This window comes from Ningiella ruwaisensis, from assembly GCF_004798935.1.
Classification (GTDB): Bacteria; Pseudomonadota; Gammaproteobacteria; order Enterobacterales; family Alteromonadaceae; genus Glaciecola; species Glaciecola ruwaisensis.
Map to the genome: position 1 here is coordinate 76,669 of NZ_RAHT01000009.1, position 14,091 is coordinate 90,759.

At 42.0% G+C, this 14,091-nt stretch carries 13 protein-coding genes and 1 pseudogene; 12 read left to right on the top strand and 2 right to left on the bottom strand.

All coding sequences use genetic code 11. From position 1 onward, the window contains the following. Positions 1 to 6 precede the first annotated feature (6 nt). The 12 genes and pseudogenes from D6V41_RS16260 (at position 7) to D6V41_RS16315 (ending at position 10,758) form a co-directional block, all read left to right on the top strand. Positions 7 to 2,025, top strand: a complete 2,019-nt coding sequence (locus tag D6V41_RS16260; RefSeq protein ID WP_136252602.1) for an RHS repeat domain-containing protein — start codon at positions 7 to 9, stop codon at positions 2,023 to 2,025. Next, positions 2,019 to 2,453 (top strand): hypothetical protein, encoded by a 435-nt coding sequence (locus D6V41_RS16265; protein ID WP_136252603.1) that lies wholly within the window; start codon positions 2,019 to 2,021, stop codon positions 2,451 to 2,453. The genes D6V41_RS16260 and D6V41_RS16265 overlap by 7 nt, the downstream gene beginning before the upstream one ends. A 212-nt stretch (positions 2,454 to 2,665) precedes the next feature. Beyond that, positions 2,666 to 3,211 carry a hypothetical protein gene (locus D6V41_RS16270; protein WP_136252604.1) on the top strand — a complete coding sequence of 182 codons (546 nt, stop codon included), beginning with the start codon at positions 2,666 to 2,668 and terminating at the stop codon, positions 3,209 to 3,211. Further along, positions 3,208 to 3,600, top strand: a complete 393-nt coding sequence (locus D6V41_RS16275; RefSeq protein ID WP_136252605.1) for a hypothetical protein — start codon at positions 3,208 to 3,210, stop codon at positions 3,598 to 3,600. The genes D6V41_RS16270 and D6V41_RS16275 overlap by 4 nt, the downstream gene beginning before the upstream one ends. Before the next feature lie 248 nt (positions 3,601 to 3,848). Continuing rightward, positions 3,849 to 4,301 (top strand): hypothetical protein, encoded by a 453-nt coding sequence (locus D6V41_RS16280; RefSeq protein WP_136252606.1) that lies wholly within the window; start codon positions 3,849 to 3,851, stop codon positions 4,299 to 4,301. A gap of 173 nt (positions 4,302 to 4,474) precedes the next feature. Next, positions 4,475 to 5,764, top strand: coding sequence for an RHS repeat-associated core domain-containing protein (locus tag D6V41_RS16285; RefSeq protein ID WP_136252607.1), 1,290 nt, complete (start codon positions 4,475 to 4,477; stop codon positions 5,762 to 5,764). Further along, the gene (locus tag D6V41_RS16290; RefSeq protein ID WP_136252608.1) at positions 5,761 to 6,144 is read left to right on the top strand and encodes a hypothetical protein; all 384 of its coding nucleotides are present in this window, start codon (positions 5,761 to 5,763) and stop codon (positions 6,142 to 6,144) included. Before D6V41_RS16285 ends, D6V41_RS16290 begins: the two co-directional genes overlap by 4 nt. Before the next feature lie 26 nt (positions 6,145 to 6,170). After that, positions 6,171 to 7,472 (top strand): annotated as a pseudogene (locus D6V41_RS16295) (RHS repeat domain-containing protein); the annotation flags it as partial. Between the two features lie 9 nt (positions 7,473 to 7,481). Next, positions 7,482 to 8,021, top strand: coding sequence for a hypothetical protein (locus D6V41_RS16300; protein ID WP_136252610.1), 540 nt, complete (start codon positions 7,482 to 7,484; stop codon positions 8,019 to 8,021). Between the two features lie 57 nt (positions 8,022 to 8,078). After that, positions 8,079 to 8,279: a hypothetical protein gene (locus D6V41_RS16305; RefSeq protein ID WP_136252611.1), complete on the top strand. Its 201-nt coding sequence runs from the start codon at positions 8,079 to 8,081 to the stop codon at positions 8,277 to 8,279. A 1,190-nt stretch (positions 8,280 to 9,469) separates the two neighbouring features. Then, complete coding sequence (locus D6V41_RS16310) at positions 9,470 to 9,781, top strand: hypothetical protein (protein ID WP_136252612.1); 312 nt, start codon at positions 9,470 to 9,472, stop codon at positions 9,779 to 9,781. A 326-nt stretch (positions 9,782 to 10,107) separates the two neighbouring features. Further along, positions 10,108 to 10,758: a YiaD family glycine zipper/OmpA-like lipoprotein gene (locus D6V41_RS16315; RefSeq protein ID WP_136252613.1), complete on the top strand. Its 651-nt coding sequence runs from the start codon at positions 10,108 to 10,110 to the stop codon at positions 10,756 to 10,758. Positions 10,759 to 10,773: 15 nt separating this feature from the next. On the opposite strand, the gene D6V41_RS16320 is transcribed toward D6V41_RS16315, so the two are convergent. After that, positions 10,774 to 11,301, bottom strand: coding sequence for a TrmH family RNA methyltransferase (locus D6V41_RS16320; protein ID WP_136252614.1), 528 nt, complete (start codon positions 11,299 to 11,301; stop codon positions 10,774 to 10,776). Between the two features lie 57 nt (positions 11,302 to 11,358). After that, complete coding sequence (ppc, locus tag D6V41_RS16325; RefSeq protein ID WP_136252669.1) at positions 11,359 to 13,977, bottom strand: phosphoenolpyruvate carboxylase; 2,619 nt, start codon at positions 13,975 to 13,977, stop codon at positions 11,359 to 11,361. Positions 13,978 to 14,091 lie beyond the last annotated feature (114 nt).

Here is a 14,091-nt window from a genome sequence, read left to right on the forward strand (position 1 = left end):
TTTGGTGTGATTGAAAAAGTCATCAAGGCCTACGATACGCCGCTTGAGCAAGTTTATAAAGAATATGAGTACGACTACTGGCGCAATATTACGGCGGTGACAGACGCTAACAACAATCGCACTGAATACACCTATGACGATGAAAATAGACTCGAAAAGTGGATATTCCCACACAAAACCAATCCTGGCGCGGTAAATACCGGCGATTATGAGCAGTATTTTTACGATAACAACGGCAACCAAACCCGCTTGCGCAAGCGCGACGGCCGCTCAATTTACTATGAGTATGATGCCCTCAATCAAATGACGCTTAAAAATGTGCCCGGCACAAGTGCAGATGTGTATTACCAGTACGACAACCGCGGACTTGAGACGCGCGCCCGTTTTGGCTCAATCAGTGGCAGTGGGATTACGACCACCTTTGACGGTTTTGGGCGCATGACACAATCCAGCTCAAACGCCACTGGCGTAACGCGTACGCTTAAATACAGTTATGATGATAACAGCAACCGCACACGTATTACTCATCCTGATAATCAGTATTTTAGCTATGAGTATGATTTTAAAGACCGTTTAAGACAAGTTCATAATGGGGCGAGCACTGATTTGCTCATTCAAAGCTTTGATTCGCAGAGCCGTTTGAGCGCCATGCAGCGAAATATAGGCGCTACCAGCTTAGCCTACGATGGAGCCTCACGCTTAAGCAGTATCAACCATAACTTAAGTGGCAGTGCCAATGACCTGACCACCAGTTTCGTTTACAACCCCACCAGTCAAATCAAGGCATCAACGCTGAGTAACACGGCCTATCATTACACTAGGGGCGGGAATCGCGTAGGCGACTATGCAGTGAATGGTTTAAATCAATACACAAGTGCAGGCGGGCTCACCATCACCCACGATAGCAATGGCAACATGACCGGTGACGGTGAAAACACCTACACCTACGACATTGAAAACCGCTTAACCCAAGTACAAGGCAGCAAAAACGCCAATCTCTACTACGACCCGAAAGGGCGCTTAATTCGCATCAACAGCGGCGGTGCCAATACGTACTTTATGTATGATGGGGATGCGCTCATTGCTGAGTACAATCATTCACAAGCCATGACCAAGCGCTACATCCATGGCAGTGGCGTTGACCAGCCGCTCGTTTATTTTGACGGCAGTAGCACCAGTACCAGCAGTGCCAAATACTTACATGCGAATCATCAGGGCAGCATTATTGCGCTGAGTGATTACAATGGCAACAAACTGGCGATAAACACCTATGATGCCTTTGGAATTGCACAAAACGGCATAAGTGGCCGATTTGCCTATACCGGACAGCTCTGGCTACAGGAAATTGGGCTATACTACTACAAAGCACGGATTTATCACGCAAAGCTGGGGCGATTTTTACAGACTGACCCCATCGGGTATGAAGATCAAATGAATCTGTATGCTTATGTGGGGAACGATCCGCTTAACATGAATGATCCTACCGGAATGTATGGTCGTGGAAGTGGGTGGAGTGATAAAGACTGGGAGAAATTTGATAAGGCACAAAAGCAAGCTGCAAGCGATATGTCGTCAGCAGCGTCTTCAATGCGTGAAGAAGCTGCCGGCCTAAAAGATGGGGCAACGAGTGCAGATGGTTATTCAACATCAGAATTAAACTCAATGGCAGATAATCTGGATGCTGGCGCAGCAGCATTAAATGATGATGGCTCCGATGGACATTGGGCAAACGCAGGTAATACTAAGGATACGGGAGGCTACTTTGCTCGAATGGATAAGGTGGGAGGTAAAATATTAACGATGGATGTTACAAACAATCAGTTCGGTGGTGAACGGATGCCATTCGCAGTAGGACATGAGTCTCTGCATAGCGCCGGTTTAGATGACCAGACAGACATAACCGGTAAGTTCAAAGCTTACAGGTATGGAACAAATTCTATGAATAGAACAGCATTCTACGGCCTTCCGCACAGTAAAAAAATAATGAACCCTGATCATCACATGTGTATGGTATACAAATGTTAAAATTTGCGTTTTATTTAATACTTTTTTTAGGTAATCTTTATCAAGTAAAAGCATCCTCTTGCATTTACGATGAAAAAACTACCGATTATTATTTGTCACGTCACATTAATAGTCTTGAAATTACAGTATCTCAAGGCGAAATTCACAACGCAATATACATTTATTTTCAGCAAGAACTCGATGGTTATGAACTTACTGGAGCAAGTTTTGAAATTGAAAGCAGAAAATCACCTAATGCAATTTTGGTTTCTGTACCCTTAGAGATAAGAAATAATAAATCTGGCAAAGTTCTGTCATTCCTTGTCGACAAAGAAAATTATAAAAATTCAAGAGTTTCGATTTTTTACAAAAGATGTGGTCTGGTTTTAGTTGTACCGTTAGCAAATCTCGATACAGAACCTCTATCTCGCAGAGTTACATTTAAGTAAAAAGTCCAGCGAGTCTGTTAGAAAAGATGATTACGATAACAATGTTTTTGCGGTAAAGGCACGTGCTAAACATTTTGAATGTAGATGCCGGGTCTTCAATAATTTAGAAAATACATTGCACGTTGCTTACTCGGGGCGACCAGCAAACCGAGCCGATTGGATACGAAGACCAGATGAATCTGTATGCTTAGGTGGGGAACGACCCGATAAATATGAATGATCCTACCGGAATGTATGGTCGTGGAAGTGGGTGGAGTGATAAAGACTGGGAGAAATTTGATAAGGCACAAAAGCAAGCTGCAAGCGATATGTCGTCAGCAGCGTCTTCAATGCGTGAAGACGCTGCTGGCCTAAAAGATGGGGCAACGAGTGCAGATGGTTATTCTGCATCAGAGCTAAACTCAATGGCAGATAAGCTGGATGCTGGTGCAGCCGCATTGAATGATGATGGTTCTGATGGTTATACCGCACATGCTGTAACTAATTTTGATAATCCATTAAAATACGGTGAAGCCACTGGTTCTAAAACCATTACGATAGCAACGGAACATCCAGATTTTACCAATTCAGATACTTCGAGGCTTCGCTGGAATGCAGGTCATGAATCACTTCATAATGCAGGTATGTCTCATCCAAAATGGAGAGGATTCGTCCCCTACAGATATGGCATATTTGGACAAAGAAAAAGCTTTGAAGATTTACCCCAAGACAGAAGGTCGTCCAATCCAGACCATTTACTCAAAAGGGTATATCCATGAGAAGTCTTTCTTTGTTTTTCCTTTTACTACTTGCTATTAATGAATGTCATTCAGCTGGGTGTTCATACACCGAGGAAATGATGAGTCAGAATAGTAAGAAATATGAACACTTTTTAAAAACAAATATTAAACAGATTAATAATGGTTTCAGTATTAATATAAGTGCTCCTTCTCTTTTAAACGATAGTGAGCTTCAACAAGCTTACATTGTAAAATTCGACGACAGTAATAAGAAAGAAATATTTGTATTCCCTATATCTATGTATGAAGAGAACATGTATCTAAGTGGTTGGTTTAACATTGATGCAAGTTTGTTTGACAATATTTTTTTGTATGTTGACTATGGCAAGGGGTGTGGATTTTCTGTAAGAAAAATGATCGAGAAGTAGTATTTTATCCCTGAGCAATAAATCAGCAGTAACAATATTGTTCGAACGTGAGCGTCCAGCGACCACCATCTAGCCAAGTTACACATTTTACGGTAGTAGTTGCTAGATGTCCGTTTACATTCGCTGAACTGGTGTAGTGCGTGCATCAATTAATCGAACCGTACCAGTCCACTTGCTTTCGATACTCAGATTATGCTGTAAAGTGTGGCTGTGGCGTTTGCGCCATAAAAATAAAGGAGGTGCAATTAATGGACTTAAAATTCATCATCTTTTTTCCTTTTGTGTTACTAATTATCTTTTCTTGCTCTGAAATTAATTACTCAGAAAACCGTCCTCCCAATGTGCCTGAATCCGCTGTAGCGATTGGTGGGTTAGATGGTTGGAATTGGATAAATTGCGAAATTACTGGTTCAGCGCAAACACAATGCGATATTTATTTGCAAGATGGCACATTCGATCGAACATCTTTCTTACAAGTTTGTTTAAATCTTAGCTACGGCGAAAAACATAGCAAAATCAATCAGAATATTGCTAAGACCATCTTTTTATCAAATGTTTTGCTGTTCGAATATAAACCATCGCAATTTAGGAATTCGAAAAGCGGAGAAAAAGCTTTGAAATATTATAACTTGCTTGGTGTCGATGAAAATTGTGATCCAGCTAGTAATCAAACCGAATTAGAATATAAAGTTTCTTTTTAGGTTTTTTTATCTACTATCTGTCAGAGATTTTTGTCATCGGTAATTTCAATTAAGCATTAACCACGAGGCAAAAATGTAGTAAAAAATAACGGTTTTGAGTTACTAATATTTCCGTAATTTTTTAAGTTGGCTTGTATTAGATTCACGAATCTGGCTTATTTTCAGTGAAACGAATGGATGCAAATAAGGAAATTGATACGGTTACGTTTTACTCGGCTAGTCAAATCAAGGCATCAACGCTGAGTAACGCCGCCTATCATTATTCCAAAGGCGGGAATCGCGTAGGCGACTATGCAGTGAATGGCTTAAATCAATACATCAGTGCAGGCGGGCTCACCATCACCCACGATAGCAATGGCAACATGACCAGTGACGGTGAAAACACCTACACCTATGACATTGAAAACCGCTTAACCCAAGTACAAGGCAGCAAAAACGCCAATCTCTACTACGACCCGAAAGAGCGCTTAATTCGCATCAACAGCGGCGGCACCAATACGTACTTTGTGTACGATGGGGATGCGCTTATTGCTGAGTACAATCATTCACAAGCCATGACCAAGCGCTACATCCATGGCAGTGGCGTTGACCAGCCGCTCGTTTATTTTGATGGCAGTAGCACCAGTACCAGCAGCGCCAAATACTTACATGCCAATCATCAGGGCAGCATTATTGCGCTGAGCGATTATAACGGCAACAAACTGGCGATAAACACCTATGATGCCTTTGGAATTGCACAAAACGGCATAAGTGGCCGATTTGCCTATACCGGGCAGCTCTGGCTACAGGAAATTGGGCTATACTACTACAAAGCACGGATTTATCATCCGAAGCTAGGTCGTTTTATGCAAACTGACCCCATCGGATACGAAGACCAGATGAACTTGTATGCTTATGTGGGGAATGATCCGATTAATATGAATGATCCTACCGGAATGTATGGCAGAGGAAAAGGTTGGAGCGATGAAGATTGGAAAAAGTTTGATGCTGCACAACAACAGCTATCCAAAGATATGTCGAATGCCTCAGCCTCTTTGAAAAAAGCAGCCTCAACTTTAGCGGAAGGCGAGCTTACATCAGATGGATATTCTTCATCCGAGCTAAATTCGATGGCAAGTAAGCTAGATTCCGCTGTTACTGCACTTAATGATGACGGTGCAAATGGTTATAAAGCTCATGCTGTTTCTAGTTTTTCTGACTCGAATCAATATGGATACGCCCCAGACAGTAAAACAATAGTAATGGCCACACAACATCATGACTTTACAAAATCAAACACCTCCAAGCTACAATGGAATATTGGTCATGAGTCATTACATAACGCAGGCTTATACCATCCAAAGTATCAAGACCAGACACCATATAAATATGGAAACGTTTATCAAAGAGGTGCATTTAGAAACTTGCCAAAAGATTTAAGAGCTACAAATCCAGATTACGTAATGAGCCAAGTTTACCCATGAAAATAGTAATTATTCTGTTGATGCTTAACGTGATAAATGACGCCTATGCAGGGTGTTCAACCTCGCAAAAGACTGAAGATTTATACACCAGAAAATACGCCCATCATATAGAAATTAGTAAACATGCTGAGCAGGGTATTTTTGACTTTAAAATTACAGTACCTAAAGCAATTGAAAACGAGGAACTTGTTGGCATTGCCGTTACGCGAGAAGCGAAGACCACTTTTACTTTTCCTCTTGCACTATTTGAAGAGGAAAGAAGCTTTACGGCATGGTTCTCTGTCGACTCAAGCTTGTTGGAAAACACCGACTTAAAAAGTGTGTACGGGGATGACTGCGGTTTCACGATATCAATCAAATTGACAAATATTGACAACTAAAGAGCCATTTCTCGACACATTCTCGTTGCTCAAACCATAACTTAAGTGGCAGTGCCAATGACCTGACCACCAGTTTTGCTTATAACCCCGCCAGTCAAATCAAGGCATCAACGCTGAGTAACACGGCCTATCATTACACTAGGGGCGGGAATCGCGTAGGCGACTATGCAGTGAATGGCTTAAATCAATACATAAGTGCAGGCGGGCTCACCATCACCCACGATAGCAATGGCAACATGACCGGTGACGGTGAAAACACCTACACCTACGACATTGAAAACCGCTTAACCCAAGTACAAGGCAGCAAAAACGCCAATCTCTACTACGACCCGAAAGGGCGCTTAATTCGCATCAACAGCGGCGGCACCAATACGTATTTTGTGTATGATGGGGATGCGCTTATTGCTGAGTACAATCATTCACAAGCCATGACCAAGCGCTACATCCATGGCAGTGGCGTTGACCAGCCGCTCGTTTATTTTGACGGCAGTAGCACCAGTACCAGCAGCGCCAAATATTTACATGCTAATCATCAGGGCAGCATTATTGCGCTGAGCGATTACAACGGCAACAAACTGGCGATAAACACCTATGACGCTTTTGGAATTGCACAAAACGGCATAAGTGGCCGATTTGCCTATACCGGACAACTCTGGCTACAGGAAATTGGACTATACTACTACAAAGCACGGATTTATCACGCAAAGCTGGGGCGTTTCCTGCAAACTGACCCCATCGGGTATGAAGACCAGATGAATCTGTATGCTTATGTCGGGAATGATCCTATAAATCTGATTGACCCAATGGGGATGTGCAAATCCAGTAATGGAAATCCTTCTAATGATTGTTCTACCAAAGAAGATGATAGCTCTGAGGAGAGTTCTGAGGATGAAAACGAGGATAAGACTGAAACAATAGAAGTTATAGGTCAGCCACCTCCTAGAATGGAAGCTCCGAGTATAACTATCACGTCATCTTCAACTTCGTCCGATGGAGGCGATGAAGGTCAAAGTTGGGGAAACTGCATGATTAACTACCTATTAATGCCTGAAGTTACAATGGGGCTAATTGCACCAGCCGCGAGTTTAAAAACACCTTCAGAATTTAAGGGAAAAGGAGGTTTTAGTGGTGGAAATGGTAAATCACCATTTACTAGCTTAGATAGGCGCATGGGTCGTTTTGGAAATATTAACTCTGGTGCAACTGTTACTAGGGGATCAGTCGGTCGCGTGAAGTTTGTTGGTAGAAATGCAACAATCGCGGCTAGTATGGCTGCATTTTCTGCCGGGTATGTGGCCGGGGCTTCCATTCATTGCGTTATACAGTGAGTATTGAAAGTGGATTTACTAATAGTTTTAATATTGCTTTTTTTCGTCGGTTTTTTGGGATATTTAATTACCGACTTCATGAATCATGGAATACGAGCTTTAATTCACGAGGCTCAAGAAAAAGCAATCAATAAACTAAGAAAAAGAGATGCTGTCTCAGTTGACCAATTTATCGAATTAAATAAATCGTTTGCCGGAGATAAAGAAGTGTTTTCTAATTTAGTGACTGGCCTACCGAAAATATTTCGTATAAATGAAGGATTTCCATTTCATGCTGATGAAAAGCTTTCTTGTGTATTTAGAATTGACGAATCTGAAATCCAAGAAAATAAAGTCTCGTGGAAAAAAGCAAAACTAAAAAGCTTTATTGAAGTTTACGTCGATGAATTGATAATAGTTACCAAAGAAACTATAGGTACTAACGAATTCATGAGTCGTTTTAGCAGTGTCGATAACATTGAGTCAGAAGACGACATAAAGGGTTTTTTGATGGAAATGACATTCATTGAGTATCTTAGCTTTTTCTCCAAAAAACGTGATATCAGCTAACTGATATAGGCACAAAGCATAGTCTTTTTAAATTTCTAGTTTTTAGCATTGTTGCTAGTGAGCACCAATTTTAGCGGCAATGAAGAAGTCACCATTATTTATGAGTATAGGCCGACCACAGAGACGAACAATTTATTTTTGAACGGCAAAGCGGACACGGAAAATGGTAAGACTTTACGCACCTGCTTTGAATTTGATGCCTATGGCAATCAAATTGGCGAAATTGCGCCCAAAGCTAACTTGTCGCGCTATTTTTGAGGCGTCACGGATGGATTTTCTTTATCAGTTTATTAGTAAATTATCAAAGCAAACTACTAAACCCACACTAAAGCACTGATTTAAAAAAGTGTTCACGCTAGTTGTAAACACCTTATCAGCCTCATCAGCATATTTATTCGCACTTTGTTTATCCTGGTAGATTTATACGCTGGACAAGAGAATAACCGTTATAAAATCGACAAGAAATATTTTATGACGAGATAGTGGTTAGAATTTTGCTAATCGTTCGATGATAATTTGGTTATTAACACCCATATCATTCGGTTTTTAATTAGAGGGGGTTTCATGAAGAGATTATTAGTTGCTCCATTGCTTTTTTATTTTTTTCATGCTCCTGTTTACGCTTGCAGTTGCGCTGATTTCGACGTCGAGGAAATGTTTAAATCTTCTGATACAGTATTTATAGGTAAAATGGCGAAAAAGAGCAGGTTTTATTCCTTTGTCGACAATCGATATACATTCGAAGATTTTGAATTATTTAAAAGTAGGTTACTTAAAAAGGATATTGTCATCTGGAGTGAAAAAAATACACGATCGTGCGGAGCGAATTTTCAAAAAATAAGTCATACGTAGTTTTTGTTTACCAAATTGAAAAAAGCGAGAAGCTACGAACATCTCTTTGTCATTCATGGAGTCTCTCAAGCGAAAACAAAAAGTTAACGAATGCTCTTTACCGTCAAGCAGAATCTAAAGATGATTTAGTTAAATAGCTTTAATTGGCTAATATTTGGCAGTTGTCGTTTAAAGAGTTTTTTCACAACCGGCTAAAACGCTTTGATATTGACGATTGCACCAGTAATGTGTGGTTTTTGGTCATCCGGCATGATGCGTTACAAATACTTTGGATAGCGAGTGATGGGTAATAAAAAGTTAGTTAAAAGCGGTGGTGTTGGGTTTATAGTAATTTCTCTGATTCTACTTTTTGGCCTATATTGGGTCCATGATCTCGGTTCGCTTTCAGTAAAGGGAATAGACGCGAATAAACAAGATGATACATTTGCTTTTTACTTCATATTAATATTCCTAGCGGTATGCTGCTTTTATCTATTGTGGGAAGGGTTAAGAAAGATATTTGCCGGTTAGACATTGATAGATAACATTTTTAACCAGTAACAAATACTAATTGCAATCGCGCGAGCACAACACAATTTATTTAAAAGGATTTATTCATGAAAAGTCTTTTAATAGTTATTCTTTTAGCGGTTGTGCTTGTTATTAAACTGTATCTAAGCCAAGCAGAAATTTTAGTTTTTATCGAACCCTCACTGCATGGCGAAACAGAATGGAAAATATCGGCTTGCGATGAATCACTATTATTAGAGGATAATTTTATTCATCTAGATGTTGAATGCGAAGGTGGTATTTCTGTGGTAAGTGAAATTTATCAAACTGAAGTTTTTTATGTAGATAGTGGCTCTTCAATTTTCATTAGCGTATATAGAGAGAACAATTATATACAAACTTTTATGCAATATTATTGATGAGTCATAGATTTGCTACAGTATGAAAGTTTTGAAATACCTCTACTGCAAACGCAAGAGCCAAATTACACCCAAAATAGATAACCTCAAGGCAGTTTGAGCTAGCAGACCTGTCACTAAAAAAAAGTGAAAGACAAAATACATTGGTAAATCAAAGTATAATTATTAAAGACTATTATAGGATCGCCCAAGCCATTTCGTAAATTCTTCATCTGCACTCTGTATCCCTTACACTCAATTTAAAAAAATCGCTTTTAAAATGCACTCTTCAACTATGGAATGACTTTTGAATACTGACTCCCATAATTTAAAAAGGAGTAAGTAAAATGAACAAGACAAGTATTGCATTAGTGACATCTGTTTTAGTTGCTGCAGGCAGCATCTCAGGTTGCGCAAACCAAAATTATTCAAATACACAAAAAGGTGCCGCTATCGGCACGGTGGTTGGTGCCATAGCGGGTAAAGGCACAGGTGATAATGATAAAAGCCGCTATTTATGGGGCGGAATAGTGGGCGGTTTGGCGGGCGCAGCCATTGGTAATTATATGGACAAGCAAGAGCAGCAAATGCGCGAAGAATTGTCAGATACCGGAGTCGATGTGTATCGAGAAGGCGACAACTTGCGCTTGGTCATGCCCGCAAATATCACTTTTGACACGAACAAAACCACACTCGACCAGTCTTTTTATCCGGTGCTGGAAGATGTCGCCACGGTTATCAACGAATACGAAAAAACGACTTTGCGTATTGTAGGTCACACCGATAGCACAGGAACCGCAGAATATAATAAGCAGCTCTCCCTTGCGCGTGCTGAAAAAGTAAAGTCTGTTCTTAATCAATACGGCGTGGATGACCGCCGCGTTGTCACATCAGGGCAGGGTGAGTTTGACCCAATAGCCAGTAACGAAACCGCTCAAGGTCGCGAACAAAATCGCCGTGTGGAACTTATGATTGTACCGTTGAGAGAGACGAGTTAAACCATCATAAATGGGTCAAAGATTATTCTTATTGTCTCTAACACGCTTAATAAAGTCGCTTGAGTGAGGGTAATCGCGCTTACTCAAGCGATCATACAAAACAACATTTGCCGTAGCGGCCAAATTCATGCTGCCAAATGTCGGTATATAAACCACATCATTGATTTGACTTACAATATCTTTGGGTACCGAGGCATCTTCGGGTCCAAAAATGTAAAAGGCGTTTGCGGGGTGGGTGAACTCTGGCAAAGGGATTGCACGCTCTGCTAGCTCCACGACAACAGGTGTAGCATCTTTAGGAACAGCGGTTAATAAGTTATCTACGCCCACCAACGGAATTTTAGCGCGCATGTTTTTCGTATCTAATCGAAACAAAGCTGCATCTGAAACATTTTTCACATGATCTTTTGCATAACGAAAGCGCTGTCCACTGTAAAAAACACTTTTTACGCCATAGCAGCCTGCCGCCCGCAAAATAGCGGCCACATTTGTGGCCGATTTTGGGTTGACTAAACCTATGCTGACTAAATCATCTGCAGTCAAAGTGCTACCTTTAAACGATTATTGTCGATGTATTCACATGAACACTCGATTGATTTACTAACCGGTATTGCGAATACCCACCGCAATGCCGGTTATCGCAACCATCATTGCGCGTTCAAGGGTAGCAACGTCATTATCTTCAAATTGAGACGCCTCAGCTTTTCGAATACGATCTAACAGTTCAATTTGCAGGTAGTGCAAAGGTTGTAAATAGCCCGCGCGGATATTCATTGAGTTTCGTCCAAGTGGGTCGTCTTCCATCATATGCTCATGGCCGGTAATGCTTAACAGCGATTGCATACTTTCAATGAGTTCATCTCGCAATGCTTCCCCAAAATGCGCAAGATTTTCTGGAACAAGGCGTTTGTCGTAAGCCTCGCTTATTGCAGGGTCAGCCTTTTTAAACACCATATCGAGCATAGAAAGTCGTGAGGCAAAAAAGGGCCACTGCTCAATCATTTCCTGCACAGTTTGCTGATTCTCTTTGGTGTTCACTTCTTCAATTGCGCGCATTACACCGAGCCATGACGGCAGAACAAGACGCGTTTGTGCCCACGCAAAAATCCAGGGTATGGCGCGCAAGCTTTCGATGCCGCCGCTCGGTTTACGTTTGGCAGGACGACTGCCTAATGGCAGTTTTCCAAGTTCTTGCTCTGGAGTCGCAACTCTGAAATAAGGTACAAACTCCTCATCGTATCGAACGGTTTTACGGTAATTTTCACAGCCTATTTCTGCCATTTTGCCAATCAGATCGCGCCATTGTTGCTTTGGCGCAGGAGGAGGCGAGGTGACGGCTTCCACCACAGCAGATGCATAGAGCGACAGGCTGCGCTTGGCCAGTTGCGGCATACCAAATTTATACCGAATGGTCTCGCCCTGTTCGGTGACTCTGAACCCACCTTTCAGTGAACCCGGAGGTTGAGAGTGAATAGCGGCTTTTGCAGGCAGACCACCGCGACCAATCGTGCCGCCACGGCCGTGAAAGAGCGTTAACTGTATATTGTGTTGTTCAGCAATCTTAACTAAGGCTTCTTGTGAACTGTATTGCGCCCAGCCAGCCGCCAGTGAACCGGCGTCTTTCGCTGAATCTGAATAGCCAATCATGACATACTGTCTACCGTTGATGTATCCGCGATACCAGTCAACGCTAAGTAGCGCATTCATCACATCAGGAGAGTTGTTTAAATCGTCTAGCGTTTCAAACAGGGGGGCTACCGGCATCGGCCAGTCCACACCTGACTCTTTTAAGAGTAACTGTACTGCCATTACATCAGAAGGCTGACTGGCCATTGAAATGATGTAAATACCGAAACCTGCCTGACCATGACTGGCAATCACTCTGCAGGTATCGAGCACTTCCTGCACTTCTTCAGAGGGCGACCACTTGCTTGGTATCAAAGGGCGCCGAGAGCCAAGTTCGCGCAGTAAAAAGGCTTGTTTGTCTTCTTCTGACCAATGATTGTAGTCACCCATACCCAAATAACGGGTAAGCTCACTAAATACATCTGCATGGCGCTGAGAATCTTGTCTGATGTCGAGTTTGAGTAAATGTACGCCAAACGCATGAGCCCGGCGAATGGTATCAAGCAGGGCCCCGTTTGCAATCACTTGCATGCCGCAATCAATCAGGGATTGGTAACAAGTGATTAATGGATGCAATAATTCATCGTTGTTTTGTAGCCACTCGCTAGTAGGCGCGCGACCATCGCGCGTGACTTCCAACTTTTCTACCAGTGGCTTGAGCAAGCTACGATATGGTTCTCTTACATCACCAACTTGCTCGCGAAGCGCTTCATTACAGTCATTCATTGAAAGCTCAACGTACAGCTCATTTAAATCCTGTAAAAATAGTTTGGCAGCACGACGGCGCGCTCTTAATAACACTTCTTCCGTCACTTTTGAGGTTACGAAAGGATTGCCGTCTCTGTCACCGCCCATCCATGAACTAAACTGCACCGGTTTTGCGTTAAGTGGCAGTTTGGTATCAAATTTTGTCTGCAGAAAATCGTCCAGGTCTCTTAGAAAATCAGGAACAGCTTCCCAAAGTGAGCTTTCGATGACTGAGTAGCCCCATCGCGCCTCATCTACAGGCGTAGGGCGCACAGAACGAATTTCTTCTGTGTGCCAGGCCTGGGCAATTAAATCAGCAATACGCGCTTTAACCTTTCGTTCTTCCACTTCGCTTAAATCACTGCTATGAAGTCGCTGAAGTTGCGTGGCTAGCGCTCTGTGTTTGTGAATAAGCGTCCGGCGAGTAACTTCGGTCGGGTGCGCGGTTAACACCAAATCAATATTCAGCGCTTCGATCGCATCTAAAATGTCTTTTTTACTTACTCCCTCGTTAGACGCACTAATCAGTGCATTTAAATATTGAGACAGAGATTGGTCTTCTTGCGCTTTGCTATTAAATTCCTGTTCCGCGATGTTTGCCAGATTAAGAAACTGGGCAAATGCGCGGCCTATGGTCAGTAAAGATTGATTATCAAGACGGGAAATGGTCTTGGCTAAACGTTCTGTGCTTTGTTTATCCCCCCGAGACGAATGTCTGCCATCGTGTCGAACCTGTTCTATACGCTCAAGCCATTCGCGACCTAGCTCGGCTTCAATAGTTTCGCCCAGGGTAGCGCCCAAATACTTTATCGTGTCTCTTAACTGTTCAGCGAGGGAATCTTTCACCTCATTCTCGGCATTCTGCTCATCGTTATGAATTTCAGTATTCATTTACGGAAAAAACTCCACAATTATCTAAGGAATCCTCACACCCTACCGTAGAAAAGGTATTTAAGTCTA